Below are 25,936 nucleotides of genomic sequence, written 5' to 3'. Positions count from 1 at the left end.
GTGGTGAGTCGGGACTTCGACCGGGACAAGCGTCTACTGACAGCCCGGCAATTCAGCGCAGTCTTCGACTCTCCGACCGGCAAGGTCCCCGGCAAGCACGTCCTGCTGCTGGCGCGCGAGAACGGTCTCGATCACCCCCGCCTGGGCCTGGTGATCGGCAAGAAGAACGTCAAGCTCGCCGTCCAGCGCAATCGCCTCAAACGCCTGATCCGCGAATCGTTCCGCCATAACCAGGAAACCCTGGCTGGCTGGGATATCGTGGTGATCGCGCGCAAAGGCCTGGGCGAACTGGAAAATCCGGAGCTGCACCAGCAGTTCGGCAAGCTCTGGAAACGCCTGTTGCGCAATCGACCTCGCACGGAAAGCCCTGCTGACGCCCCTGGCGTGGCCGACGGTACTCATGCATAGGTCGATGCCCGCGCATCCCGATCCCTGTAGTGTCATCCCCCCTTCGATGACCCGGCACCGTCGTTCCCAGCCAAGTTGTACTTCCCTAGCGTACGAGGCTATCGCGCAGCATGGCCCGCGACGCAATGGTCGCCCGAGTGCGGTTTCCTCCACTCGGCTCCATCACTGGCAATCCCGTAGCCGCGATCTGCTACTGTCAGTTTCCTTCAAGCACCGCCCTTTCTCGATGGCCGAGTAACCATGGACATTCAACGCTCGATTCTCATCGTCGCCCTTGCAGTCGTGTCCTACCTGCTGGTTCTCCAGTGGAACAAGGATTACGGTCAGCCTGAGCTGCCCGCCGCCAGCGCTTCGATGAACACCACGCAAGGCCTGCCGGACACTCCGTCCGCCTCGGGCACCAGCAGTGACGTTCCCACTGCCCAGAGCAGCGCGGCCGGCAGCGAAGCCGCCGACAAGCCGGTTGCGGTCAGCGACAAGCTGATCCAGGTGAAGACCGACGTCCTCGACCTGGCCATCGATCCCCGTGGCGGCGATATCGTCCAGCTCGGCCTGTTGCAGTATCCGCGCCGCCTGGACCGTCCGGACGTGCCGTTCCCGCTGTTCGACAACGGTCGCGAACGTACCTACCTGGCGCAGAGCGGCCTCACCGGTGCCGACGGCCCGGACGCCAGCAGCGCCGGCCGCCCGCTGTTCCACAGTGCGCAGAGCAGCTACCAGTTGGCCGACGGCCAGAACGAACTGGTCGTGGACCTGAGCTTCAGCCACGACGGTGTCAACTACATCAAGCGCTTCACCTTCCACCGTGGCCTGAAAGCCGATTGCTCGGACAAGGAAAAGGCCCAGAAGAAGATCGAGTGCATCAATGAAAACGCCTATCAGGTCGGCGTCAGCTACCTGATCGACAACCAGAGCGGCAAGACCTGGAGCGGCAACCTGTTCGCCCAGCTCAAGCGCGACGGCAGCGCCGACCCGTCCTCGACCACCGCCACCGGGGTGTCCACCTACCTCGGCGCCGCGGTCTGGACCCCGGATTCGCCGTACAAGAAGATCTCCACCAAGGACATGGACAAGGAACAGTTCAAGGAGTCCGTGCAGGGTGGCTGGGTCGCCTGGCTGCAACACTACTTCGTGACCGCCTGGGTTCCGACCAAGGGCGAGCAGCACCAGGTCATGACCCGCAAGGACGGCCAGGGCAACTACATCGTCGGTTTCACCGGCCCGACCCTGAGCGTTCCGGCGGGTAGCAAGGTGGAAACCGACCTGACCCTGTATGCCGGCCCGAAACTCCAGAAGCACCTGAAGGAACTCTCCCCGGGCCTGGAACTGACCGTCGACTACGGTTTCCTTTGGTTCATCGCCCAGCCGATCTTCTGGCTGCTGCAACATATCCACAGCCTGATCGGTAACTGGGGCTGGTCGATCATCGCCCTGACCGTCCTGATCAAGCTGGCCTTCTTCCCGTTGTCCGCCGCCAGCTACCGTTCGATGGCGCGCATGCGCGCGGTGTCGCCGAAGATGCAGGCGATCAAGGAACAGCACGGCGACGATCGGCAGAAGATGTCCCAGGCGATGATGGAGCTGTACAAGAAGGAGAAGATCAATCCGCTGGGCGGCTGCCTGCCGATCCTGGTCCAGATGCCGGTCTTCCTCTCCCTCTACTGGGTACTCCTGGAAAGCGTGGAAATGCGCCAGGCGCCGTGGCTCGGCTGGATCACCGACCTGTCGGTGAAGGATCCGTTCTTCATCCTGCCGATCGTCATGGGCGGCACCATGCTGATCCAGCAGATGCTCAACCCGACCCCGCCGGACCCGATGCAGGCCAAGGTGATGAAACTGATGCCGATCATCTTCACCTTCTTCTTCCTCTGGTTCCCAGCCGGTCTGGTGCTGTACTGGGTAGTCAACAACTGCCTGTCGATCGCACAGCAGTGGTACATTACCCGCAAGATCGAGGCAGCCGCGAAGACCGCCTGACGTCTATCGCGAAAACTGTCCACAACAAGACGCCCCCTCGAGGGGCGTCTTGCTATCCGGAGATATCCACATGCAAGCCGCCACCGAAACCATCGTCGCGATCGCTACCGCCCAGGGCCGCGGCGGCGTGGGAATCGTCCGCGTCTCCGGACCTCTCGCCGGACAGATGGCCGTGGCCGTGAGCGGACGCCAGCTGAAAGCCCGGCATGCGCATTACGGACCGTTCCTCGATGCCGGTGGTCAGGTGATCGACGAAGGCCTGTCACTGTATTTCCCAGGCCCGAACTCGTTCACCGGCGAAGACGTACTCGAACTGCAGGGGCACGGCGGCCCCGTGGTACTCGACCTGCTGGTGCAGCGTTGTCTGGAACTGGGCGCCCGCCAGGCGCGACCGGGCGAGTTCAGCGAGCGCGCGTTCCTCAACGACAAGCTCGACCTGGCCCAGGCCGAAGCCATCGCCGATCTGATCGAGGCCAGCTCGGAGCAGGCCGCGCGCAATGCATTGCGTTCCCTGCAGGGCGAATTCTCACGCCGGGTACATGCATTGACCGAGCAACTGATTTCCCTGCGCATCTATGTCGAAGCCGCCATCGACTTCCCCGAGGAAGAAATCGACTTCCTCGCCGATGGCCATGTACTGGGGCTTCTGGAAAAAGTACGCACAGAATTATCCACAGTGCAGCGCGAAGCTTCCCAAGGCGCCCTGCTGCGCGACGGCATGACCGTGGTCATCGCCGGACGACCGAATGCCGGCAAGTCCAGCCTGCTGAATGCCCTGGCCGGTCGCGAGGCGGCCATCGTCACGGACATAGCCGGCACCACCCGCGATGTACTACGCGAACATATCCACATCGATGGCATGCCCCTGCATGTGGTGGACACCGCAGGCCTGCGGGATACCGAGGACCATGTGGAAAAGATCGGCGTGGAACGTGCGCTGAAAGCCATCGGCGAAGCCGATCGCGTGCTGCTGGTGGTGGACGCCACCGCCCCGGAAGCAGCAGACCCGTTTTCCCTATGGCCGGAGTTTCTCGACCAGCGACCGGAACCGGGCAAGGTCACCCTGATCCGCAACAAGGCGGATTTGTCCACAGAGTCCATTGGCCTCGAGGAAAGCGCGGACGGCCACGTCACCATCACCCTCTCGGCGCGCACCGGCGCCGGCCTGGAGCTGCTGCGCGAACACCTGAAGGCCTGCATGGGCTTCGAACAGACCGCGGAAAGCGGTTTCAGCGCCCGCCGGCGCCACTTGGAAGCGCTACGCCTGGCAGGGCAGGCGCTGGAGCATGGCCACAGCCAACTTATCCACAATGGCGCCGGCGAACTGCTGGCCGAGGATCTGCGCCAGGCCCAGCAGCACCTGGGCGAAATCACCGGCGCATTCACCCCCGACGACCTGCTGGGTCGCATCTTCTCGAGTTTCTGCATCGGCAAGTAATGGGGCTCGGCCCACGCCGAGTTGTGGATAACCAGGGCAAGGTTCGCTCCGGTTCTGCGTACTTTCCCTTCACTGTGCCCTTTGCCGCCGGCACTCAACCACGCAGGCATGGATTGCCGGCGCGCCGCTTCGTCCCCGAGAAAACCATCTGCGCCGATGTCGGTCTGCATGGGATGGATATCCACCTGGGAGAGGTTTATGCACAGGCACCGCGCTCCGATCCGGCGTCCGCGAAGGCGCTGCGCTGTGGTCAATCTCTATCTGCTCGCCCCTCTCGAACGGCGTATCTATCCCGTTGTCTCGCCTGGCGCTATCGCCACGCGCCGGGACGTTCCGTGCACGCAAGTCAACCCGGTAAGCGGTTTATCCACAAGCCTGGAAGAGATTCTGCGAAAAGAGCTGTTGCAGACCCTGGACTCCGTCGATACCGGCCAGGCGGGGCCCTCGCCTTCGGCTCCCAAGGCGTCCCACGGCGAGCACTCGGACACTACAGCATGGAGATCGTAGCCAACCTGGCGGTGTGGCTCGGCGGCGAATGCCAGGTCGGACAGATGATCGACTGGTTCGGCAGTTACGACCGCACTAGCGGGCTCAGTGCTCGGCTACTGCTGCGCAAACCCGCTAACGAGGGCTCCGAGCGGGATTTACAGGTCTCCGCCAAGCGCCGCTTCGAGCGCCTGTCGTCATCCATCGATACGCTGGAAAGCGGCAACGACTGAGCCTTTCCCACGCCTTTCCATCTCCTTCTTCCTACCTGGCTGCGGTCCTGCCGCGGCCCGGATACGCTCGCCTGAAACCTGTGGAAAACCCCAGGGACAGGAGGGTAGATAAACCCGCCGAAGCTCTGTGCATAACTCCACATGTTGATAACGAGCCATTCCATCCACAGCTAAAAAACGCTTATCAACAGGGCCCAGATAGGGTTTGGGACAGCCTTATCATTCGCTACAGGCTATGTCTTTACTGGGCTCGACGTACTTATCAACAGAAAAGCCGCTGCTAAGTAATAAACACAAGTTCTAAAAAGATATAAACATTCCTTTCCTTTTATTTTTTGTAAGCCCGCCGAGCCGTTTTGCTCCCTCGATATGGATTGGCTATTTTTTGTCCAGGAGTCTTCATTCAGGTTCGCTAAATCCTTATACTGTCCGGCTTTCCTGAATTCCTGCTTCTGAACAGGCCGAGGTGCGTGGTGGATTTCCCTACCCGTTTTGACGTAATCGTGATCGGCGGTGGCCATGCAGGCACCGAAGCCGCACTCGCGGCTGCGCGCATGGGTGTGAAAACCCTGCTGTTGACCCACAATGTGGAAACCCTGGGGCAGATGAGCTGCAACCCCGCCATCGGCGGCATCGGCAAGAGCCATCTGGTCAAGGAAATCGACGCCCTTGGCGGCGCCATGGCCGAAGCCACCGACAAGGGCGGTATCCAGTTCCGCATCCTTAACAGTCGCAAGGGGCCGGCAGTGCGCGCCACTCGTGCACAAGCCGATCGCGTGCTCTATAAGGCCGCTATCCGCCATACACTGGAAAACCAGCCGAACCTGTGGATATTCCAGCAGGCCTGCGACGACCTGATCGTCGAGCAGGATCAGGTCCGCGGCGTAGTGACCCAGATGGGACTGCGCTTCCATGCCGACAACATGGTCCTGACTACCGGCACCTTCCTCGGCGGACTTATCCACATCGGCCTGGAGAACTACTCAGGCGGACGCGCCGGCGACCCGCCGTCCATCGCACTGGCGCGTCGTCTGCGTGAATTGCCGCTGCGGGTCGGCCGGCTGAAGACCGGTACGCCGCCGCGGATCGACGGGCGCAGCGTGGACTTCTCGGTGATGACCGAGCAGCCGGGCGACACGCCGATCCCGGTGATGTCCTTCCTCGGTTCGAAGGAACAGCATCCCGAGCAGGTCAGTTGCTGGATCACCCATACCAACGCCCGGACCCACGAGATCATCGCCGCCAATCTCGATCGTTCGCCGATGTATTCCGGTGTGATCGAAGGCATCGGCCCGCGCTACTGCCCTTCGATCGAAGACAAGATCCATCGCTTCGCCGATAAGGAAAGCCATCAGGTCTTCCTCGAGCCGGAAGGCCTGACGACCCACGAGCTGTATCCCAACGGCATTTCCACGTCCCTGCCGTTCGACGTGCAACTGCAGATCGTGCGTTCCATCCGTGGCATGGAAAACGCCCACATCGTGCGGCCGGGCTATGCGATCGAGTACGACTTCTTCGATCCCCGCGATCTCAGGTACAGCCTGGAGACCAAGGTCATCGGCGGCCTGTTCTTCGCCGGCCAGATCAACGGCACCACCGGCTACGAGGAAGCTGGCGCCCAGGGCCTGCTGGCCGGCGCCAATGCTGCGTTGCGTTCGCAAGGCAAGGACAGCTGGTGCCCGCGCCGCGACGAGGCCTACATCGGCGTGCTGGTGGACGACCTGATCACGCTCGGCACCCAGGAGCCGTACCGCATGTTCACCTCGCGGGCGGAATACCGCCTGATCCTCCGCGAGGACAACGCCGACCTGCGTCTCACCGAGAAGGGACGCGAGCTGGGCCTTGTCGACGATCGGCGCTGGGCTGCCTTCGAAGCCAAGCGCGAAGGTATCGAACGCGAGGAACAGCGGCTGAAGAGCACCTGGGTGCGGCCGAATACCCCGCAGGGCGACGCCATCGCCGAGCGCTTCGGTACGCCGCTGACCCATGAATACAATCTGCTCAACCTGCTGAGCCGCCCCGAGATCGATTACGCCGGCCTGGTGGAGATCACCGGCGACGCTGTGGATAACCCCCAGGTGGCCGAGCAGGTGGAGATTCGCACCAAGTACGCCGGCTACATCGACCGCCAGCAGGAGGAAATCTCCCGTCTGCGCGCCAGCGAAGATACCCGCCTGCCTGTGGATATCGATTACCTGGGGATTTCCGGCCTGTCGAAGGAAATCCAGAACAAGCTGAACCAGGCCCGTCCGGAAACCCTCGGACAGGCTTCGCGGATCCCCGGCGTCACGCCGGCTGCGATTTCGCTGTTGTTGATCCACCTGAAGAAGCGTGCCTCTGGCCGCCAACTGGAGCAGAGCGCTTGATGTCTGCGGTAACCCAACACCACGCCGACGAACTCGCGCGCGGTGCTGACGAGCTAGGCGTCGCCCTCGACGCCGACAAGCAACGCCAGCTGCTGGCCTACCTGGCCCTGCTGATCAAATGGAACAAGGCCTACAACCTGACCGCCGTACGCGACCCGGACGAGATGGTTTCGCGCCACCTGCTCGACAGCCTGAGCATCGTGCCTTATGCCGAGGCTGGGGATAACTGGCTGGATGTCGGCAGCGGCGGCGGCATGCCCGGCGTGCCGCTGGCCATCCTGTTCCCGGAAAAGCGCCTGACCCTGCTCGACAGCAACGGCAAGAAGACCCGCTTCCTGACCCAGGTGAAGCTCGAGCTGAAGCTGGCCAACCTCGAAGTCGTGCACAGCCGGGTGGAAGCCTTCCGTCCCGAGAGCCCCTTCGATGGCATCGTTTCCCGCGCTTTCAGCAGCCTGGAGGACTTCGCCAACTGGACCCGCCACCTCGGTGGCCAGGAAACCCGCTGGCTGGCGATGAAGGGCGTGCATCCGAACGAAGAGCTGGCGGCACTCCCGGAGGATTTCCGGGTCGAAGCCGAGCACGCGCTGGCGGTACCCGGTTGCCAAGGTCAGCGGCATCTGCTGATACTGCGGCGCACAGCATGAGGGGGAACAGGGATAACCATGGCTAAGGTATTCGCGATCGCCAACCAGAAAGGCGGTGTCGGCAAGACCACGACCTGTATCAACCTCGCGGCCTCCCTCGTGGCGACCAAGCGCCGCGTCCTCCTGCTGGACCTGGATCCCCAGGGCAACGCCACCACCGGCAGCGGCATCGACAAGCACAACCTGGAGCACTCCATCTACGACGTGCTCACCGGCGAGTGCAACCTCGCCGAGGCCATGCAGTTCTCCGAACACGGCGGCTACCAGTTGCTGCCGGCCAACCGCGACCTGACCGCCGCGGAAGTGGTGCTGCTGGAAATGGACATGAAGGAAAATCGCCTGCGCAACGCGCTGGCGCCGATCCGCGAGAACTACGACTACATCCTCATCGACTGCCCGCCGTCGCTGTCGATGCTCACCGTCAACGCGCTGACCGCCGCCGACGGCGTGATCATCCCCATGCAGTGCGAGTACTACGCGCTGGAGGGGCTGACCGACCTGATGAACAGCATCCAGCGCATCGGCCAGTTGCTCAACCCGACGCTGAAGATCGAGGGTCTGTTGCGGACCATGTACGATCCGCGCATCAGCCTGACCAACGATGTCTCCGCACAGTTGCAGGAGCATTTCGGCGACACCCTCTACAGCACCGTCATCCCGCGTAACGTGCGCCTCGCCGAAGCCCCCAGCTTCGGCATGCCGGCGCTGGTTTACGACAAGCAATCCCGCGGCGCCATCGCCTACCTGGCGCTGGCCGGCGAGCTGGTCCGCCGCCAGCGCGCCAAAGGCCGCGCCGCAACCGCATAAGGAACCCGCATGGCAGCCAAGAAACGTGGACTGGGACGCGGGCTCGATGCCCTGCTGGGCGGCTCGAGTCCCGCCAAACTGCAGGAGGAAGCCGTACAGGCCGACCGCCGCGAGTTGCAGCAGATCCCCCTCGACCTGATGCAGCGCGGCAAGTACCAGCCGCGTCGCGACATGGACCCTCAGGCGCTGGAGGAACTGGCGCAGTCGATCAAGGCCCAGGGCGTGATGCAGCCCATCGTGGTGCGGCCGATCGCCAATGGCCGCTACGAGATCATCGCCGGCGAGCGGCGCTGGCGGGCCAGCCAGCAGGCCGGACTGGAAAAGATCCCGGCGCTGGTGCGCGACGTGCCGGACGAAGCGGCCATCGCCATGGCGCTGATCGAGAACATCCAGCGCGAGGACCTCAACCCGATCGAGGAAGCCGCTGCCCTGCAGCGCTTGCAGCAGGAGTTCCAGCTGACCCAGCAGCAGGTCGCGGAAGCGGTCGGCAAGTCGCGCGCGACCATTACCAACCTGCTGCGCCTGATCGGCCTGCCGGAAGAGATCAAGACCCTGCTTTCCCATGGCGACCTGGAGATGGGCCATGCCCGTGCGCTCCTCGGTCTGCCGGCAGAACGGCAGGTGGAAGGGGCGCGACATGTTGTCGCACATGGGCTGACCGTACGTCAGACCGAAGCCCTGGTTCGGCAGTGGACGCATGCCCCGGGCAAGCCTGCGGGACCGGTCAAGAGCGACCCGGACATCGCCCGCCTGGAACAGCGCCTGGCCGAGCGCCTGGGCGCTTCGGTGCAGATCCGGCATGGTCAGAAGGGCAAGGGACAGTTGGTCATCCGCTACAGCTCCCTGGATGAACTGCAGGGCGTTCTCGCCCACATCCGTTGACACACTTTGGGTTGTAGCGGGTAGTCGGAAATCACTACCAGCCAGTTGAACAGGGGGGACTCCCCCCCTATACTCTGCGCGCTATTTTGTGGGCACTTTTTATGCCAAGTCGTTGATTTGGCAGTGCCGACACCAGAAGACTGAGAGCGCGATGGAGTCCCGCATGCCAAGTCGCCTGCCGGCATTCAGATTGCTGCTCGTCCAACTGGTAGTAGTGCTTGTTGCTGCGATCTCCCTGTGGATTTCTTGGGGACCGGTAGCCGGATATTCCGGACTGCTGGGAGGGATGATCGCCTGGTTGCCGAATTGTTATTTCGCCTACAAGGCGTTCCGTTTCAGCGGAGCGCGGGCTGCCCGGGAAATCGTTCGCTCTTTCTATGCGGGCGAAGCCGGGAAACTGATTCTGACGGCGGTGCTCTTCGCACTGACGTTCGCAGGCGTGAAGCCACTGATGGCGCCGGCTCTGTTCGGTGTCTATCTGCTGACCCTGATGGTCAGCTGGTGCGCACCCCTGCTGATGGGAAAAACATTTACAAGACCTTAGAGCGATTGAGGCAAACATGGCAGCAGAAACCGCTTCGGGTTACATCCAGCACCACTTGCAGAACCTGACCTTCGGGCGTCTGCCTAATGGTGATTGGGGGTTCGCCCACACCGCCGAGCAAGCCAAGGAAATGGGCTTCTGGGCATTCCACGTAGACACCCTGGGCTGGTCGGTACTGCTCGGCGTGGTGTTCCTGTTCATCTTCCGCCTGGCGGCCAAGAAGGCCACCAGCGGCCAGCCGGGTGGACTGCAGAACTTCGTCGAGGTGATGGTCGAGTTCGTCGACACCAGCGTCAAGGACACCTTCCACGGGCGTAACCCGTTGATCGCGCCCCTGGCCCTGACCGTGTTCGTCTGGATCTTCCTGCTCAACCTGATCGACCTGGTACCGGTGGACTACCTGCCGATGCTGGCCGCGAAGATCACCGGCGACGAGCACCTGTTCTTCCGCGCGGTGGCCACCACCGACCCGAACGCCACCCTCGGCCTGTCGATCTCGGTGTTCGCCCTGATCGTCTTTTACAGCATCAAGGTCAAGGGTATCGGCGGCTTCCTCGGTGAACTGACCCTGCACCCCTTCAGCAGCAAGAACATCGTCGTTCAGATCCTGCTGATTCCGGTGAACTTCCTGCTCGAGTTCGTGACCCTGATCGCCAAGCCGGTTTCGCTGGCGCTGCGTCTGTTCGGCAACATGTATGCCGGCGAACTGATCTTCATTCTGATCGCCGTCATGTTCGGTAGCGGAATGTTCCTGCTGAGTGCCCTGGGCGTAGCCCTGAACTGGGCGTGGGCTGTGTTCCACATCCTGATCATCACCCTGCAGGCCTTCATCTTCATGATGCTGACCATCGTCTACCTGTCGATGGCGCACGAAGACAACCATTAATCGATTCGCTTCAACCTTTAACCAACACGACAAAAAGTCGGGAGGAAAAATGGAAACTGTAGTTGGACTGACTGCTATCGCCGTTGCTCTGCTGATTGGCCTGGGTGCCCTGGGTACCGCCATCGGTTTCGGTCTGCTGGGTGGCAAGTTCCTGGAAGGCGCAGCTCGTCAGCCTGAAATGGTTCCGATGCTGCAGGTGAAAATGTTCATCGTCGCCGGCCTGCTGGACGCCGTGACCATGATCGGTGTGGGTATCGCCCTGTTCTTCACCTTCGCGAATCCCTTCGTTGGTCAAATCGCCGGCTAATCACTCGAATCATTCGATTTGAGTGTTTGACGGACAACGAACGAGCGAGGTGTTGGCGTGAACATTAATGCAACCCTGATTGGCCAGTCCGTTGCGTTCTTCATCTTTGTGCTGTTCTGCATGAAGTTCGTGTGGCCTCCGGTCATCGCGGCTCTGCAAGAGCGTCAGAAGAAGATCGCTGACGGCCTGGACGCTGCCAACCGCGCGGCTCGTGATCTGGAGCTGGCTCATGAGAAAGCGGGCCAGCAACTGCGCGAAGCCAAGGCTCAGGCAGCCGAAATCGTCGAACAGGCGAAGAAACGCGCTAACCAGATCGTCGATGAAGCCCGCGACCAGGCCCGTACCGAAGGCGAACGCCTGAAGGCCCAGGCCCAAGCGGAAATCGAACAGGAACTGAACAGCGTCAAGGACGCCCTGCGTGCCCAAGTGGGTGCCCTGGCCGTCACCGGCGCAGAGAAGATCCTGGGTGCTTCGATCGACGCAAACGCGCACGAGCAGCTGGTTTCCAAACTGGCAGCCGAGATCTAAGCGAGGGCGCTATGGCAGAACTGACCACGTTGGCTCGTCCCTACGCAAAGGCGGCTTTCGAGTACGCCCAGGCTCATCAGCAACTGGCCGATTGGTCGGCTGCGCTGGGTGTGCTGGCCGCAGTGTCGCAGGACGACACCGTGCGCCAGCTGCTCAAAGAGCCTCAGCTGACCTCTTCGGCCAAGGCCCAGAGCCTGATCGATGTGTGCGGCGACAAGCTGAATGCACCAGCCCAGAACTTCGTCCGGACTGTGGCTGAGAACAAGCGGCTCGAACTGCTGCCGACCATCGCTGAGATGTACGAGCAGTTGAAGGCCGAGCAGGAAAAGTCGGTCGAGGTAGAAGTCACCAGTGCCTTCACCTTGAGCAAAGAACAGCAGGACAAACTCGCCAAGGCTCTCAGCGCCCGGCTCAGTCGCGAAGTGCGGCTACATGCGTCGGAAGACGCGAGCCTGATCGGCGGCGTGATCATTCGCGCCGGTGACTTGGTAATCGATGGCTCGGTGCGCGGCAAGCTCGCGAAACTGGCCGAAGCGTTGAAATCTTGAGTTTGAAGGGGCAGCGGCATGCAGCAACTCAATCCTTCCGAAATTAGTGAAATCATCAAGGGGCGCATCGAGAAACTCGACGTCGCCTCCCAAGCACGAAACGAAGGCACCATCGTCAGCGTGTCCGACGGTATCGTGCGCATCTACGGTCTGGCCGACGTCATGTACGGCGAGATGATCGAGTTCCCGGGCGGCGTCTACGGTATGGCGCTGAACCTGGAGCAGGATTCCGTGGGTGCCGTGGTCCTGGGTGAATACCAGGGCCTCGCCGAAGGCATGAACGCCAAGTGCACCGGGCGCATCCTGGAGGTTCCGGTCGGTCCGGAACTGCTGGGTCGCGTAGTCGACGCACTGGGCAATCCGATCGACGGCAAGGGTCCGATCGACGCCAAGGCCACCGACGCGGTCGAGAAGGTCGCTCCGGGCGTGATCTGGCGTAAGTCGGTAGACCAGCCGGTACAGACCGGCTACAAGTCGGTCGACGCCATGATCCCGGTAGGCCGTGGCCAGCGCGAGCTGATCATCGGCGACCGCCAGATCGGCAAGACCGCCCTCGCGGTCGACGCCATCATCAACCAGAAAGACAGCGGCATTAAGTGCGTCTACGTGGCCATCGGCCAGAAGCAGTCCACTATCGCCAACGTCGTACGCAAGCTGGAAGAGAACGGTGCCCTGGCCAACACCATCGTGGTCGCCGCCAGCGCTTCCGAGTCCGCCGCCCTGCAATACCTGGCGCCGTACTCCGGTTGCACCATGGGCGAATACTTCCGCGATCGCGGTGAAGACGCCCTGATCGTCTACGACGACCTGTCCAAGCAGGCCGTGGCTTATCGCCAGATATCCCTGCTGCTGCGCCGTCCGCCGGGCCGCGAAGCCTACCCGGGCGACGTGTTCTATCTCCACAGCCGTCTGCTGGAGCGCGCTTCCCGCGTTTCCGAAGAGTATGTCGAGAAGTTCACCAACGGCGCCGTGACCGGCAAGACTGGCTCGCTGACCGCGCTGCCGATCATCGAGACCCAGGCCGGCGACGTTTCCGCGTTCGTTCCGACCAACGTGATCTCGATCACCGACGGCCAGATCTTCCTGGAATCCGCCATGTTCAACTCGGGTATCCGTCCGGCCGTCAACGCCGGTATCTCGGTATCCCGCGTAGGTGGCGCGGCCCAGACCAAGATCATCAAGAAGCTGTCCGGCGGCATCCGTACCGCTCTGGCCCAGTACCGTGAACTGGCGGCCTTCGCCCAGTTCGCCTCGGACCTGGACGAAGCGACCCGCAAGCAGCTGGAGCATGGTCAGCGCGTTACCGAGCTGATGAAGCAGAAGCAGTACGCGCCGATGTCGATCGCCGAGATGTCGCTGTCCCTGTATGCCGCCGAGCGTGGCTTCCTGCAGGACGTCGAAATCGCCAAGGTCGGTAGCTTCGAGCAGGCGTTGATCTCCTACTTCCAGCGCGAGCATGCCGCTCTGCTGGCGAAGATCAACGAGAAAGGTGACTTCAACGACGAAATCGACGCGGGCATCAAGGCCGGCATCGAGAAGTTCAAGGCCACCCAAACCTGGTAAGCCGCAGCGGGAGCCGCGAGGCTCCCGCCTGCTAACCCGATAGGTGTCAAATGGCAGGCGCAAAAGAGATTCGCAGCAAGATTGCGAGCATCAAAAGCACGCAAAAGATCACCAATGCCATGGAAAAAGTGGCGGTGAGCAAGATGCGCAAGGCACAAATGCGCATGGCGGCCGGCCGTCCCTACGCGGAGCGTATTCGCCAGGTGATCGGCCATCTGGCCAACGCCAACCCGGAATACCGTCACCCGTTCATGGTCGAGCGTGAAGTCAAGCGCGTCGGCTACATCGTGGTGAGCAGTGACCGTGGTCTGTGCGGCGGTCTGAACATCAACCTGTTCAAGTCCCTCGTCAAGGACATGAGCGGCTACCGCGAGCAAGGGGCGGAAATCGACCTTTGCGTGATCGGTAGCAAGGGCGCTTCGTTCTTCCGCAGTTTCGGCGGCAACGTCGTGGCAGCTATCAGCCACCTCGGCGAAGAGCCTTCGATCAACGACCTGATCGGCAGTGTCAAGGTGATGCTCGACGCATACCTCGAAGGCCGTATCGATCGCCTGTTCGTGGTCTCCAACAAGTTCGTCAACACCATGACCCAGAAGCCGACCGTGGAACAGCTGATTCCGCTGGTGGCCGATGACGATCAGGAGCTGAAGCACCACTGGGACTATCTCTACGAACCCGACGCCAAGTCGCTCCTCGACGGGCTGCTGGTGCGTTACGTGGAATCCCAGGTGTACCAGGCCGTGGTTGAGAACAACGCCTGTGAGCAGGCGGCCCGGATGATTGCAATGAAGAACGCTACCGACAACGCCGGCGAGCTGATCAGCGATTTGCAGCTGATCTACAACAAGGCGCGTCAGGCGGCGATCACCCAGGAAATCTCGGAAATCGTCGGCGGCGCTGCCGCGGTGTAAGAACAGGTTCAAAATTCAGAGGAACCAGACATGAGTAGCGGACGTATCGTTCAAATCATCGGCGCCGTGATCGACGTGGAATTCCCGCGCGATGCCGTGCCGAGCATCTATGAAGCCCTGAAGGTTCAGGGCGTTGAAACCACCCTGGAAGTCCAGCAGCAGCTGGGCGACGGCGTGGTTCGTTCCATTGCGATGGGTTCCACCGAAGGCCTCAAGCGTGGCCTGAACGTGGACAGCACTGGTGCTGCCATCTCCGTGCCGGTCGGTAAAGCGACCCTGGGCCGGATCATGGACGTACTGGGCAACCCGATCGACGAAGCCGGTCCCATCGGCGAAGAAGAGCGCTGGGGCATCCACCGCGAAGCTCCGTCCTATGCCGACCAGGCTGGCGGCAACGAGCTGCTGGAAACCGGCATCAAGGTGATCGACCTGGTCTGCCCGTTCGCCAAGGGCGGCAAGGTAGGCCTGTTCGGCGGCGCCGGCGTGGGCAAGACCGTCAACATGATGGAACTGATCCGTAACATCGCCATCGAGCACAGCGGTTATTCCGTGTTCGCGGGTGTGGGCGAGCGTACTCGTGAGGGTAACGACTTCTACCACGAGATGAAGGACTCCAACGTACTGGACAAGGTAGCCCTGGTATACGGCCAGATGAACGAGCCGCCGGGCAACCGTCTGCGCGTCGCACTGACCGGCCTGACCATGGCCGAGAAGTTCCGTGACGAAGGCCGTGACGTTCTGTTGTTCATCGACAACATCTACCGTTACACCCTCGCCGGTACCGAAGTATCCGCACTGCTGGGCCGTATGCCGTCCGCGGTGGGCTATCAGCCGACCCTGGCCGAAGAGATGGGCGTTCTGCAGGAGCGCATCACCTCCACCAAGAAAGGCTCGATCACCTCGATCCAGGCCGTATACGTTCCCGCGGACGACCTCACCGACCCGTCCCCGGCGACCACCTTCGCCCACCTGGACGCGACCGTCGTACTGTCCCGTGACATCGCCTCGCTGGGTATCTACCCTGCGGTCGACCCGTTGGACTCCACCTCTCGCCAGCTCGATCCGCTGGTGATCGGCCAGGATCACTACGATACCGCTCGCGGCGTCCAGTATGTTCTGCAGCGCTACAAGGAGCTGAAGGACATCATCGCGATCCTGGGCATGGACGAACTGTCCGAAGCCGACAAGCTGCTGGTGGCGCGCGCTCGTAAGATCCAGCGCTTCCTGTCCCAGCCGTTCTTCGTAGCGGAAGTCTTCACCGGCTCGCCGGGCAAGTACGTTTCCCTGAAGGACACCATCGCTGGCTTCAAGGGCATTCTCAACGGCGACTACGATCACCTGCCGGAGCAGGCGTTCTACATGGTCGGCGGTATCGAAGAAGCGGTCGAGAAAGCCAAAAAACTGTAATCCTGTGCGCCCGGCGACGGGCGCTCATGTGAGGCAAGCGTATGGCCATAACAGTCCATTGCGACATCGTCAGCGCCGAGGCGGAGATCTTCTCCGGCCTGGTCGAGATGGTTATCGCGCACGGCGCTCTGGGTGACCTGGGTATCGCCCCGGGCCACGCGCCGCTGATCACCGACCTGAAACCGGGCCCCATCCGCCTGGTCAAGCAGGGCGGCGAGCAGGAGGTGTACTACATCTCCGGCGGTTTCCTCGAAGTCCAGCCGAACATGGTCAAGGTCCTCGCCGACACCGTGGTTCGTGCCGGCGACCTCGACGAAGCGGCCGCCCAGGAAGCCCTGAAGGCTGCCGAAAAGGCGCTGCAGGGCAAGGGCGCCGAGTTCGACTACAGCGCCGCTGCCGCGCGTCTGGCCGAAGCCGCAGCCCAGCTGCGCACCGTCCAGCAACTGCGCAAGAAGTTCGGCGGCTGATTTCCAGCCGGTACTTCTAGCGGTGTCAGGGAAAAGGGTAGCCTGTGGGCTACCCTTTTTTCGTTTTGCATCTTCACTCACAGGTTTTGCCTGTGACCACCAGGAACGGTAGTCCAGTCCATGTCCCTTGAAATCGTGATTCTCGCCGCCGGCCAGGGCACCCGCATGCGTTCGGCCCTGCCCAAGGTCCTCCATCCCATTGCCGGCAAGCCGATGCTCGGCCACGTCATCGACTGCGCGCGCCAGTTGCAGCCGGAACGGATCCACGTGGTGATCGGCCACGGCGCGGATCTGGTGCGTGAGCGGATGGCCGCCGACGACCTGAATTTCGTGCTCCAGGCCGAACAGCTCGGTACGGGCCATGCGGTGGCCCAGGCCCTGCCGTTCCTCAGTGCAGACCAGGTGCTGATCCTCTACGGCGACGTGCCGCTGATCCAGCTGGACACCTTGCAGCGCCTGCTGGCGCAAGTCACCCCGGACCAGTTGTCGTTGCTCACCGTCGACATGCTCGACCCCACCGGCTACGGCCGCATCGTCCGTGACGATCAGGGCGCGGTGCAGGCCATCGTCGAGCACAAGGACGCGACCCCGGCGCAGCGCCAGATCGGCGAGATCAACACCGGCATCCTCGCGGTGCCGGGCAAGCGCCTTGCCGACTGGCTCGGCCGCCTGTCCAACGACAACGCCCAGGGCGAGTACTACCTGACCGACGTGATCGCCATGGCGGTCGGCGACGGCCTGGTGGTAGCCAGCGCCCAACCGCTGGACGCGATGGAAGTGCAGGGTGTTAATGACCGCATGCAACAGGCCCAGCTGGAGCGTCACTACCAGCGCCTGCGCGCGGAGGAGCTGATGCGCCAGGGCGTGACCCTGCTCGATCCGCAGCGCCTGGATGTCCGTGGCGAAATCTCGGTCGGCCGCGACGTGCTGATCGACGTCAACGTGGTGCTGGAAGGCCGCGTGGTGATCGAGGACGACGTGCACATCGGACCGAACTGCGTGATTCGCGACAGCGTCCTGCGGCGTGGCGCGGTGATCAAGGCCAACAGCCACCTGGAAGGCGCGGAGCTGGGCGAGGGTAGCGATGCCGGTCCGTTCGCCCGCCTGCGTCCGGGCAGCGTGCTCGGCGCTCGGGCCCATGTCGGCAACTTCGTCGAACTGAAGAATGCCCGCCTGGGCGAGGGCAGCAAGGCCGGCCACCTGAGCTACCTGGGCGATGCCGAGCTGGGCGCCAACTGCAATATCGGCGCCGGCACCATCACCTGCAACTACGATGGCGCGAACAAATTCCGCACCGAGCTGGGCGACGATGTGTTCATCGGCTCGAACAACTCGCTGGTGGCGCCGCTGAAGATTGGCGATGGCGCGACGACCGCGGCCGGCTCCACCATCACCCATGAGGTTCCGGCGAAGAACCTGGCTTTCGGCCGCGCCCGGCAGAAGAACCTGGAAAACTGGAAGCGCCCGGAAAAAATCAAGAAGTAACGGAGCGGCACGGATGCCGAAGCCTGCGAAATGGATCGTGCTGGGGCTGCTCATAGCCGGGGCGGTGCTACCCGAATGGCCGCGGATACCCGTCGAAGGCGCCAGTGCCCGCGACTGGAATCCGCGAACCTTCTGGTTCGAGCCCTGGGGGCGCTCCGGAGTGCACAAGGGCATCGACATCTTCGCCCGCAGCGGCACCCCCGTACGCTCCGCCAGCTACGGCCTGGTGCTCTATCGCGGGGAGATCGCCCTCGGCGGCAAGGTCGTCCTGGTGCTGGCGCCCAAGTGGCGCCTGCATTACTACGCCCATCTCGATAGCCTCGACGCCTATCCGGGCCAGCCGGTCCTCGCCGGTTCCCGCCTGGGTGCGGTCGGAACCACCGGCAACGCGCGCGGCAAGCCGGCCCACCTGCACTACGCGATCATCACCTTGCTGCCCTATCCCTGGCTGGCCGACGCCAGCACCCAGGGTTGGAAGAAAATGTTCTACCTCGATCCCAATACGGTGCTGCCGAGCCGATGAAAAGTCATTGACGGGAATCGCCGGATAAGTTTTGATTCGCACACTTTTCTTTCGAAACGAAACTTAAGTGATCTCGAAACGTAATACGCCGCAACGTCGCCATGCCATCCTCGCGCTGCTTTCCGAGCAGGGCGAGGTCAGCGTGGACGCACTCGCCAAGCGCTTTTCCACCTCGGAAGTGACCATCCGCAAGGACCTCGCCGCCATGGAAAGCCACGGCCTGCTGTTGCGTCGCTACGGCGGTGCGGTGCCGATGCCGCAGGAACTGATCGGTGAAGCTGCGCAGCCCGTCTCGCCCTACAAGCAGGCTATCGGTCGCGCCGCCGCGGCGCGCATCCGCGAGCATGCGCGGATCATCATCGACAGTGGCAGCACCACCGCGGCGATGATCCCCGAACTCGGGCACAAGCCGGGCCTGGTGGTGATGACCAACTCGCTGAACGTGGTCAACGCCCTGCGCGAACTGGAGCACGAGCCGGTGCTGCTGATGACCGGGGGGACCTGGGATCCGCATTCCGAGTCGTTCCAGGGGCAGGTTGCCGAGCAGGTGCTGCGTTCCTATGACTTCGACCAACTATTCATCGGTGCCGACGGCATCGATCTCGAACGCGGGACGACCACGTTCAACGAATTGCTGGGCCTGAGCCGGGTGATGGCCGAGGTCGCCCGCGAGGTGATCGTCATGGCCGAGGCCGACAAGGTCGGTCGGCGCATTCCCAACCAGGAATTGCCCTGGAGCAGCATCCATACCCTGATTACCGACGAGCGCCTGGAATCTTCCGCGCGCGAACAGATAACCGCCCGGGGCGTCACGCTGATCTGCACCCCGGTCGAGGCCTGAAAGGAGAAAGACCCCATGTGTGGAATCGTAGGCGCGATCGCCGAGCGCAACATCACCCCCATCCTCATCGAAGGCCTCAAGCGCCTCGAGTATCGCGGCTACGACAGCGCCGGCGTGGCGGTCTTCGATAACGAAGGCAGGCTGCAGCGCTGCCGCCGGGTCGGCAAGGTCGCCAGCCTGGAGGAAGGCCTGGCCGGTACGCCGCTGCTCGGCCGCCTGGGCATCGCCCATACCCGCTGGGCGACCCACGGCGCGCCAACCGAAGGCAACGCCCACCCGCATTTCTCCAGCGACGAACTGGCGGTGGTGCACAACGGCATCATCGAGAACCACGAACCTCTCCGTGAGCGGCTCAAGGGGCTGGGCTACGTGTTCACCTCGCAGACCGACACCGAGGTCATCGTCCACCTGCTGCACCACAAGCTGCAGTCCATCGGCGACCTGACCCTGGCGCTGAAGGACGCGGTCAAGGAATTGCACGGGGCCTATGGCCTGGCAGTGATCAGCGCGGCGCAGCCGGACCGCATCGTCGCCGCTCGCAGCGGCAGCCCGCTGGTGATCGGCCTCGGGCTTGGCGAGAACTTCCTCGCTTCCGACCAACTGGCGCTGCGCCAGGTGACCGACCGCTTCATCTACCTGGAAGAAGGCGATATCGCCGAGATCCGTCGCGACAGCGTGCGCCTGTGGGATGTCCAGGGCAACGACGTGCAGCGCGAGACCGTGCAGTACCACGAAGGCGCCGAAGCCGCCGACAAGGGCGAGTACCGGCACTTCATGCTCAAGGAAATCCACGAGCAGCCCAGCGTCGTGCAGCGCACCCTGGAAGGCCGCCTCGGGCAGAACCAGGTAATGGTTGAAAGCTTCGGTCCGCAGGCGGCGGAGCTGTTCGCCAAGGTCCGCAACGTGCAGATCGTCGCCTGCGGAACCAGCTACCACGCCGGCATGGTCGCCCGTTACTGGCTGGAAAGCCTGACCGGGATTCCCTGCCAGGTGGAGGTCGCCAGCGAGTTCCGCTACCGCAAGGTCGCGGTGCAGCCGGATTGCCTGTTCGTCACCATCTCCCAGTCCGGTGAGACCGCCGACACCCTGGCTGCCCTGCGCAACGCCAAGGAGCTGGGCTTCCTCTCCAGCGTGGCGATCTGCAACGTTGCCACCAGTTCGCTGGTGCGCGAATCCGACCTGACCCTGCTGACCCAGGCCGGCCCGGAAATCGGCGTGGCCTCGACCAAGGCCTTCACCACCCAGTTGGTCGCCCTGCTGCTGCTGACCCTGGGCATCGGCCAGGTGCAGAAGCGCCTGGCCGATGGCGTCGAAGCCGAGCTGGTGGACGAACTGCGTCGCCTGCCGACCCGGCTGGGCGAGGCGCTGGCGATGAACCGGACGGTGGAGAAGGTTTCCGAGCTGTTCGCCGAGAAGCACCACACCCTGTTCCTCGGCCGTGGCGCGCAGTTCCCGGTGGCCCTGGAAGGCGCGCTGAAGCTCAAGGAAATTTCCTATATCCATGCCGAAGCCTACCCGGCCGGCGAACTCAAGCATGGCCCGCTGGCGCTGGTGGACAGCGACATGCCGGTGGTTACCGTGGCGCCGAACAACGAGCTGGTGGAGAAGCTCAAGTCGAACCTGCAGGAAGTCCGCGCCCGCGGCGGCGAACTGGTGGTGTTCGCCGACGAAGGCGCGGGCATCGAGGCCGGCGAGGGCACCCATGTGGTGGGCATGCCGCACATCGGCGACGTGCTCTCGCCGATCCTCTACACCATCCCGTTGCAATTGCTCTCGTACCATGTCGCCGTGCTCAAGGGCACCGACGTCGACCAGCCGCGCAACCTGGCCAAGTCGGTCACCGTCGAGTAACGCCGGCCGCGTACCCGAAAGCCGGGGCAGGCATGCGGCCCCGGCGCTCGCGGCGCTCGCCGTCAATCGCGCAACGGCAGCGCCTCGTCGCTCCTGCGGCTGGCGAACCAGTCCAGCACGGTGAACCAGGCGCCGATCCCCAGGCCGATGCCCAATACCCACAGGGTGGCGGGCGGCCCCTTCAGCTCCAGCAGTCGCACAGCCAGGGGCACGCTGGCGAGAATGGCGATGTTGTTGAACGTCTCGGCGAACGACAGCACCATGCCCTTGTCCGGCCCGGAGCGCGAGGCGAGTACCACCGTGCCCGCCGGCGCGCCCAGGCCCAGCGCGGTGCCCCAGGCGCCCAGGCAGAAGAGCGCCACGGGCAACGGTAGCGGCAGGAGCATGAAGGTCGACATCGATAGCACCAGGAGCGCCAGCACCAGCAGGAGCATGTCTTCGTCGCGCTTCAGGTAGCGCCGCAGGTAACCCGCGGCGAGGTTGCCCACGGCCAGGCCCACGCCGAAGGCGGCGATGCTGACGCCTATCTGCGCGGTGCTGAAGCCGTAGCGCTGGCGCAGCACCTCTCCCGAGAGAAGCAGGCCGGCGACCCCGGTGCCGTTCCAGGCCCCCTTGGCGATCAGTGGCCTGAGGATGCTCCATTGCCTGCACCAGCCCAGCGCGTGGCCCTCGGCGCGCGGTGCCACGGCTTGCACGGGAAGGCGCTGGCGCGCCATCAGGAAGACCAGCACGCAACCGCACGAGACCATCAGGAAGGGCGTCGCCCAGCCGAAGAAGTCCGAGAGGAGGCCGGCCAGTGCCGGGCCGGCGGCAATGCCGAGGGTCATGCCGAGCATCACCTGGCCCATGGCACCGGCCTGTCTTTGCGGGGCGACCACCTCCGCGACCAGGGCGAAGGTGGTCGGGATGATGATTGCCGAGGCGATGCCCCCGATCACCCGCAGGACGACGGCAATTTCCAGGGTCGGGGCGATGACGATGGCCAGAGTATCGACCGCGAAGAGGACCAGGGCGAGCAGCAGCAGCTTCCTGCGTTGCATGCGGTCGGAGAAGTAGCCCAGCAACGGCGCGGCGATCGCATAGGAGAACGCGTAGCTGGAGATCAGCCAAGCGGCGCCGCTGGTAGTGGTGTGGAACGCCTGCGCCAGCGGCCCGAGCATGGAGGACAGCATGAACTCGGTCACGCCGACGAAGAATACGGCCATCGACAGGGCCAGCAGGAACAGGCCGTCGAGCTTCTGTGAAGGCGGGGAAATTTTCTGGTTCATGATGTTCTCTTTGGCTGAATGAGCGGACGAACGCCAAGGGGGCGCCGGCTCGTGGAGCCGGCGCCAGGGTCAGGGATGAACCGCTCGGGCTATGGAGGGCATGGCTGTTTGGTTGATGCAGGAACGGCGGGGAGAAAAGAAGAGAACGGAGGGAGATTCTGGGGGCCAGTGCACGATTTCGAAGAAGGCTTCGGCGTATCGCCTCAAGCGGCTCTCCCCGGAATCCGCTCGGGGCTCGGGAGTGCTGGAGAAACTATCCTACCGGAACGTTAGCCGAATTTTGCACTCCTGCCGGATATGGCGACGTTCGCTCCCACTTTGGATTGATACTCGGATCAGACCATGTCCGGCAACCGGTCAGCGGAACGGTTTCCAGAAGCGCTCCAGCGCCGCCGCCAGCAGTTCCGTATCGCCGCGCGAGTCGCCCCAGGCGCGCAGGGAGTATTGGGTCAGCGGACCGTAGTGCCGCTCCAGGCGGCAGACTTTCTCGTCGCGCCGGCAGTTGCGGCCGACGATCCTGCCGGTCAGTACGCCGTCTACCACTTCCAGCTCGGTGGCGATCAGGTGCACGCCGAGCTTCTCGGCGAACGGCCTGAGTAGCAGCGAAGGGGAGGCGGAACAGATGGTCACGGTGCTGCCGCTGCTGACCTGGTCGGCCACCGCGGTCAATGCGTGGGGACGCATCAGTGTTTCCCAGAAGCGGTTCTGGTAGGCCAGCGCCCGCTCTTCCAGCACATGTACGGGCACATCGGTGAGGAAGGTGGCGATCAGGCGCGCCTTCAGGTCGTCGCGGTCGATACGCCGGCAGAGATAGGCCAGGCTGGGTCCTGCCATGCGCAGCATGCGGCGGACGAACACCCGGTTGCCGAAGGCGAAACGCAGGAAGGGCACGAAGCTGTCTCGGTATGTCAGGGTACCGTCGAAGTCGAACACGGAGAGAAAGCGTACTTCGCGTGTTTCGAGGGATACGGTCTCGTTCATCGGCATTCCTTATGTCGCTTCCGCTTCCTTTGACAGGGTGTATGCGTCATTCCGTTATTGCAGCAAGGGAAAGTTTGTATATCAGAACTGTCAACTATTCATGGGCAGACTGGCTGCTAACCTGAATCGGAGTGCTCAGGGGTTTTGCATCGATAGATAGGAGGCTAAGTAGTCGATAGCAAAACTCTATCAGGTACTGGACTATAGTGTTCCCGTCTTGTGACCAGGAGGTTTGGCATGATTGCACAGCTCCCCTCTGAGTTGCTGTCCCTGCAACTGCCGTTGCGGATCCGCATCGGCGATGCTCAGGCGTTCGATCTGGGGCCGGATCCACAGGTAACCATGGTCATTCGCGACCCCTCGCTGCTAACCGAGATCACCCATCCCAGCCTCGATGCGCTGGGCAAGGCCTACGTCGAGAAGCGCCTCGACATCGAAGGACCGATCAGCCAGGTCATCGGTATCGGCGATGCCCTCAGCGAAGCGCTCGGCGAACCCGATGGCGGCGCGCCGCCGGTTCGCGAAAGCCACGACAAGGACACCGACGCCGAAGCCATCCATTACCACTACGACCTGTCCAACGACTTCTACCAGCTCTGGCTGGATCCGGAAATGGTCTATTCCTGCGCTTATTTCGAGACCGGCAAGGAAGACCTCGCCACCGCGCAACTGGCCAAGCTCCGTCACCTGTGCCGCAAGCTGCGTTTGCAGCCGGGCGAGAAGCTGCTCGATGTCGGTTGCGGTTGGGGAGGGCTGGCGCGCCTGGCCGCTCGCGAGTTCGGCGTCGAGGTCACCGGCATCACATTGAGCAAGGAGCAGCTGGCGCTCGGGCGGAAGCGGGTCAAGGCCGAAGGCCTGGAGGACCGGATCACCCTCAAGCTGCTGGATTACCGCGACCTGCCGCGCGATGGCCGCTTCGACAAGGTGGTCAGCGTCGGCATGTTCGAGCACGTCGGGCACGCCAACCTGGGGCTGTACTTCCAGCAACTGTACGAGGCGGTGCGTCCCGGCGGCCTGGTGATGAACCACGGCATCACCTCGCGCTACACCGACGGCCGCCCGGTTGGCAAGGGGGCCGGCGACTTCATCGATCGCTACGTGTTTCCCCACGGCGAGCTGCCGCACCTGTCGCTGGCGGTGGCGCGGATGAGCGAAGCCGGGCTGGAAGTAGTCGACGTGGAAAGCCTGCGTCTGCACTACGCCCGGACCCTGGACTTCTGGAGCGCCAACCTGGAAGCCAGGCTGAAGGAGGCGGCTCGCCTGGTGCCCGAGGAAACCCTGCGGATCTGGCGGCTGTACCTGGCCGGATGCGCCTACGGCTTCAAGCGCGGCTGGATCAACCTGCACCAGATCCTCGCCATTCGCCCCCACGAGGATGGCTCCCACGAGCTGCCCTGGTCGCGGCGCGACCTGTACGCCTGAACGCCGGCGACCGGCTCCCTTGCGGAGCCGGTCGCGCAATCGGTCCTTGCTGATTGTCCTGCGTGGCGGGGCGGTCTAGTCTGCACGAAGTCCTGCGCGGTCGAAGGAAGCCGGGACGCTTCCGCGACAGCGCGACAACAACGATAAGAACAGGAGACTTCCCATGTCGCTGAGCAGACGCTTCGGCCTTTTCACGCTTGCCGCAACGGTGACCTTCAGTACCGCGGTCTTTGCCGCGCCGACCTTCATCAATATCCTCACCGGCGGCACCAGCGGGGTCTATTACCCCATAGGGGTCGGCCTCTCGCAGATCTACGGACACGATATCCAGGGCGCGAAAACCTCGGTGCAGGCCACCAAGGCTTCGGTCGAGAACCTCAACCTGTTGCAGGCCGGGCGTGGAGAACTGGCGCTGGCGCTGGGCGACTCGGTCGCCGACGCCTGGAACGGGGTCGCCGACGCCGGCTTCAAGGCGCCGTTGAAGAAGCTGCGGGCTATCGGCAATACCTATCCGAACTATATCCAGGTAGTGGCCAGCCAAGCCTCGGGCATCAAGACCCTGGCCGACCTGAAAGGCAAGCGCATTTCGGTGGGCGCGCCCAAGAGCGGTACCGAGCTGAACGCCCGGGCGATCTTCAAGGCCGCCGGCCTGAGCTACGAGGACATGGGCAAGGTGGAGTACCTGCCCTACGCCGAGTCGGTGGAGCTGATCAAGAACCGCCAGCTCGACGCTACGCTGCAATCCTCCGGCCTGGGCATGGCGGCCATCCGCGACCTGGCCTCGACCATGCCGATCACCTTCGTCGCGATCCCGGCGGACGTGGTGGCGAAGATCGACAGCCCGGCCTACCACGCCGCGAGCATTCCCGCCGGCACCTACGACGGCCAGGAGCAGGACGTGCCGACGGTGGCGATCGACAATATCCTGGTCAGCCACTCCGGGGTCAGCGACGAGCTGGCCTACCAGATGACCAAGCTGATGTTCGACAACCTGCCGCGCCTGGTCACCGCCCATGCTGCCGCCAAGGACATCGCCCTGGACAAGGCGGCGAAGAACCTGCCGATTCCGCTGCATCCCGGCGCCGAGCGCTTCTACAAGGAGAAGGGCGTACTGCCCGAGTGAGGCCCGTTTCTCCGTAGCCCCGGTCCGTGCGGCGGACCGG

25 protein-coding genes are annotated in these 25,936 nt (G+C 63.3%); 23 read left to right on the top strand and 2 right to left on the bottom strand.

The window, feature by feature from the left end:
* From rnpA to glmS, 21 genes are all read left to right on the top strand, one after another.
* Positions 1–408, top strand: a complete 408-nt coding sequence (rnpA, locus tag LE197_RS28475) for a ribonuclease P protein component (RefSeq protein ID WP_003100251.1) — start codon at positions 1–3, stop codon at positions 406–408.
* A 240-nt stretch (positions 409–648) separates the two neighbouring features.
* Complete coding sequence (yidC, locus tag LE197_RS28470) at positions 649–2,385, top strand: membrane protein insertase YidC (RefSeq protein ID WP_003097255.1); 1,737 nt, start codon at positions 649–651, stop codon at positions 2,383–2,385.
* A gap of 70 nt (positions 2,386–2,455) precedes the next feature.
* A complete protein-coding gene (gene mnmE, locus LE197_RS28465; RefSeq protein WP_003100248.1) occupies positions 2,456–3,823 on the top strand; it encodes a tRNA uridine-5-carboxymethylaminomethyl(34) synthesis GTPase MnmE in 1,368 nt (455 codons plus the stop codon).
* A 494-nt stretch (positions 3,824–4,317) separates the two neighbouring features.
* On the top strand, positions 4,318–4,542 hold the full coding sequence (locus LE197_RS28460) for a hypothetical protein (protein ID WP_016562526.1): 225 nt from the start codon (positions 4,318–4,320) through the stop codon (positions 4,540–4,542).
* A 473-nt stretch (positions 4,543–5,015) separates the two neighbouring features.
* Positions 5,016–6,908 carry a tRNA uridine-5-carboxymethylaminomethyl(34) synthesis enzyme MnmG gene (gene mnmG / locus LE197_RS28455; protein WP_057386911.1) on the top strand — a complete coding sequence of 631 codons (1,893 nt, stop codon included), beginning with the start codon at positions 5,016–5,018 and terminating at the stop codon, positions 6,906–6,908.
* Positions 6,908–7,552: a 16S rRNA (guanine(527)-N(7))-methyltransferase RsmG gene (rsmG, locus tag LE197_RS28450; protein WP_003100242.1), complete on the top strand. Its 645-nt coding sequence runs from the start codon at positions 6,908–6,910 to the stop codon at positions 7,550–7,552. The genes mnmG and rsmG overlap by 1 nt, the downstream gene beginning before the upstream one ends.
* An 18-nt stretch (positions 7,553–7,570) precedes the next feature.
* Positions 7,571–8,359, top strand: coding sequence for a chromosome partitioning protein Soj (gene soj / locus LE197_RS28445; RefSeq protein ID WP_003097243.1), 789 nt, complete (start codon positions 7,571–7,573; stop codon positions 8,357–8,359).
* Between the two features lie 9 nt (positions 8,360–8,368).
* Complete coding sequence (locus LE197_RS28440) at positions 8,369–9,241, top strand: ParB/RepB/Spo0J family partition protein (protein WP_003100240.1); 873 nt, start codon at positions 8,369–8,371, stop codon at positions 9,239–9,241.
* 163 nt (positions 9,242–9,404) lie between these two features.
* Complete coding sequence (locus tag LE197_RS28435; RefSeq protein WP_003118473.1) at positions 9,405–9,785, top strand: F0F1 ATP synthase subunit I; 381 nt, start codon at positions 9,405–9,407, stop codon at positions 9,783–9,785.
* 16 nt (positions 9,786–9,801) lie between these two features.
* Positions 9,802–10,671, top strand: coding sequence for a F0F1 ATP synthase subunit A (gene atpB / locus LE197_RS28430; protein WP_003100237.1), 870 nt, complete (start codon positions 9,802–9,804; stop codon positions 10,669–10,671).
* A gap of 49 nt (positions 10,672–10,720) precedes the next feature.
* Positions 10,721–10,978: a F0F1 ATP synthase subunit C gene (gene atpE, locus LE197_RS28425; RefSeq protein ID WP_003097235.1), complete on the top strand. Its 258-nt coding sequence runs from the start codon at positions 10,721–10,723 to the stop codon at positions 10,976–10,978.
* 57 nt (positions 10,979–11,035) lie between these two features.
* Entirely contained in the window at positions 11,036–11,506 is a 471-nt protein-coding gene (locus LE197_RS28420) for a F0F1 ATP synthase subunit B (protein ID WP_003100235.1), read from the top strand.
* Positions 11,507–11,517: 11 nt separating this feature from the next.
* Entirely contained in the window at positions 11,518–12,054 is a 537-nt protein-coding gene (locus tag LE197_RS28415; protein ID WP_003097135.1) for a F0F1 ATP synthase subunit delta, read from the top strand.
* An 18-nt stretch (positions 12,055–12,072) separates the two neighbouring features.
* Positions 12,073–13,617 carry a F0F1 ATP synthase subunit alpha gene (atpA, locus tag LE197_RS28410; protein ID WP_003097134.1) on the top strand — a complete coding sequence of 515 codons (1,545 nt, stop codon included), beginning with the start codon at positions 12,073–12,075 and terminating at the stop codon, positions 13,615–13,617.
* Positions 13,618–13,667: 50 nt separating this feature from the next.
* Entirely contained in the window at positions 13,668–14,528 is an 861-nt protein-coding gene (atpG, locus tag LE197_RS28405; RefSeq protein ID WP_003097132.1) for a F0F1 ATP synthase subunit gamma, read from the top strand.
* A gap of 30 nt (positions 14,529–14,558) precedes the next feature.
* The gene (gene atpD / locus LE197_RS28400; protein ID WP_003097130.1) at positions 14,559–15,935 is read left to right on the top strand and encodes a F0F1 ATP synthase subunit beta; all 1,377 of its coding nucleotides are present in this window, start codon (positions 14,559–14,561) and stop codon (positions 15,933–15,935) included.
* A 41-nt stretch (positions 15,936–15,976) separates the two neighbouring features.
* Positions 15,977–16,402: a F0F1 ATP synthase subunit epsilon gene (locus tag LE197_RS28395; RefSeq protein WP_003097128.1), complete on the top strand. Its 426-nt coding sequence runs from the start codon at positions 15,977–15,979 to the stop codon at positions 16,400–16,402.
* 120 nt (positions 16,403–16,522) lie between these two features.
* Positions 16,523–17,887, top strand: coding sequence for a bifunctional UDP-N-acetylglucosamine diphosphorylase/glucosamine-1-phosphate N-acetyltransferase GlmU (gene glmU, locus LE197_RS28390; protein ID WP_003109147.1), 1,365 nt, complete (start codon positions 16,523–16,525; stop codon positions 17,885–17,887).
* Between the two features lie 13 nt (positions 17,888–17,900).
* The gene (locus LE197_RS28385) at positions 17,901–18,410 is read left to right on the top strand and encodes a M23 family metallopeptidase (protein WP_003097125.1); all 510 of its coding nucleotides are present in this window, start codon (positions 17,901–17,903) and stop codon (positions 18,408–18,410) included.
* Between the two features lie 67 nt (positions 18,411–18,477).
* Entirely contained in the window at positions 18,478–19,251 is a 774-nt protein-coding gene (locus tag LE197_RS28380) for a DeoR/GlpR family DNA-binding transcription regulator (protein WP_003114653.1), read from the top strand.
* A 15-nt stretch (positions 19,252–19,266) separates the two neighbouring features.
* A complete protein-coding gene (gene glmS / locus LE197_RS28375; RefSeq protein ID WP_003097120.1) occupies positions 19,267–21,102 on the top strand; it encodes a glutamine--fructose-6-phosphate transaminase (isomerizing) in 1,836 nt (611 codons plus the stop codon).
* Positions 21,103–21,164: 62 nt separating this feature from the next.
* Here the strand turns inward: glmS and LE197_RS28370 are convergent, their stop codons facing one another.
* A complete protein-coding gene (locus tag LE197_RS28370) occupies positions 21,165–22,370 on the bottom strand; it encodes an MFS transporter (RefSeq protein ID WP_033988583.1) in 1,206 nt (401 codons plus the stop codon).
* A 357-nt stretch (positions 22,371–22,727) separates the two neighbouring features.
* Positions 22,728–23,351 (bottom strand): HAD-IB family phosphatase, encoded by a 624-nt coding sequence (locus LE197_RS28365; protein WP_003099642.1) that lies wholly within the window; start codon positions 23,349–23,351, stop codon positions 22,728–22,730.
* 237 nt (positions 23,352–23,588) lie between these two features.
* Here LE197_RS28365 and cfaB point away from each other — a divergent pair, with 237 nt between their 5' ends.
* Positions 23,589–24,773: a C17 cyclopropane fatty acid synthase CfaB gene (gene cfaB, locus LE197_RS28360; RefSeq protein WP_016264005.1), complete on the top strand. Its 1,185-nt coding sequence runs from the start codon at positions 23,589–23,591 to the stop codon at positions 24,771–24,773.
* 163 nt (positions 24,774–24,936) lie between these two features.
* Positions 24,937–25,896, top strand: a complete 960-nt coding sequence (locus LE197_RS28355) for a TAXI family TRAP transporter solute-binding subunit (protein ID WP_003097103.1) — start codon at positions 24,937–24,939, stop codon at positions 25,894–25,896.
* Positions 25,897–25,936 lie beyond the last annotated feature (40 nt).

This window comes from Pseudomonas sp. PS1(2021) (assembly GCF_020405165.1).
GTDB lineage: Bacteria > Pseudomonadota > Gammaproteobacteria > Pseudomonadales > Pseudomonadaceae > Pseudomonas > Pseudomonas aeruginosa.
Note: the sequence above shows the minus strand (reverse complement) of the source record. Positions and strands in the feature narration are given on the sequence as shown.

Coding starts and splice junctions, on each gene's coding strand:
- yidC (WP_003097255.1), top strand. CDS start 649: ATGGACATTCAACGCTCGATTCTCATCGTCGCCCTTGCAGTCGTGTCC.
- mnmE (WP_003100248.1), top strand. CDS start 2,456: ATGCAAGCCGCCACCGAAACCATCGTCGCGATCGCTACCGCCCAGGGC.
- LE197_RS28460 (WP_016562526.1), top strand. CDS start 4,318: ATGGAGATCGTAGCCAACCTGGCGGTGTGGCTCGGCGGCGAATGCCAG.
- rsmG (WP_003100242.1), top strand. CDS start 6,908: ATGTCTGCGGTAACCCAACACCACGCCGACGAACTCGCGCGCGGTGCT.
- soj (WP_003097243.1), top strand. CDS start 7,571: ATGGCTAAGGTATTCGCGATCGCCAACCAGAAAGGCGGTGTCGGCAAG.
- LE197_RS28440 (WP_003100240.1), top strand. CDS start 8,369: ATGGCAGCCAAGAAACGTGGACTGGGACGCGGGCTCGATGCCCTGCTG.
- LE197_RS28435 (WP_003118473.1), top strand. CDS start 9,405: ATGCCAAGTCGCCTGCCGGCATTCAGATTGCTGCTCGTCCAACTGGTA.
- atpB (WP_003100237.1), top strand. CDS start 9,802: ATGGCAGCAGAAACCGCTTCGGGTTACATCCAGCACCACTTGCAGAAC.
- atpE (WP_003097235.1), top strand. CDS start 10,721: ATGGAAACTGTAGTTGGACTGACTGCTATCGCCGTTGCTCTGCTGATT.
- LE197_RS28415 (WP_003097135.1), top strand. CDS start 11,518: ATGGCAGAACTGACCACGTTGGCTCGTCCCTACGCAAAGGCGGCTTTC.
- atpA (WP_003097134.1), top strand. CDS start 12,073: ATGCAGCAACTCAATCCTTCCGAAATTAGTGAAATCATCAAGGGGCGC.
- atpG (WP_003097132.1), top strand. CDS start 13,668: ATGGCAGGCGCAAAAGAGATTCGCAGCAAGATTGCGAGCATCAAAAGC.
- atpD (WP_003097130.1), top strand. CDS start 14,559: ATGAGTAGCGGACGTATCGTTCAAATCATCGGCGCCGTGATCGACGTG.
- LE197_RS28395 (WP_003097128.1), top strand. CDS start 15,977: ATGGCCATAACAGTCCATTGCGACATCGTCAGCGCCGAGGCGGAGATC.
- glmU (WP_003109147.1), top strand. CDS start 16,523: ATGTCCCTTGAAATCGTGATTCTCGCCGCCGGCCAGGGCACCCGCATG.
- LE197_RS28385 (WP_003097125.1), top strand. CDS start 17,901: ATGCCGAAGCCTGCGAAATGGATCGTGCTGGGGCTGCTCATAGCCGGG.
- glmS (WP_003097120.1), top strand. CDS start 19,267: ATGTGTGGAATCGTAGGCGCGATCGCCGAGCGCAACATCACCCCCATC.
- LE197_RS28370 (WP_033988583.1), bottom strand. CDS start 22,370: ATGAACCAGAAAATTTCCCCGCCTTCACAGAAGCTCGACGGCCTGTTC.
- LE197_RS28365 (WP_003099642.1), bottom strand. CDS start 23,351: ATGAACGAGACCGTATCCCTCGAAACACGCGAAGTACGCTTTCTCTCC.
- cfaB (WP_016264005.1), top strand. CDS start 23,589: ATGATTGCACAGCTCCCCTCTGAGTTGCTGTCCCTGCAACTGCCGTTG.
- LE197_RS28355 (WP_003097103.1), top strand. CDS start 24,937: ATGTCGCTGAGCAGACGCTTCGGCCTTTTCACGCTTGCCGCAACGGTG.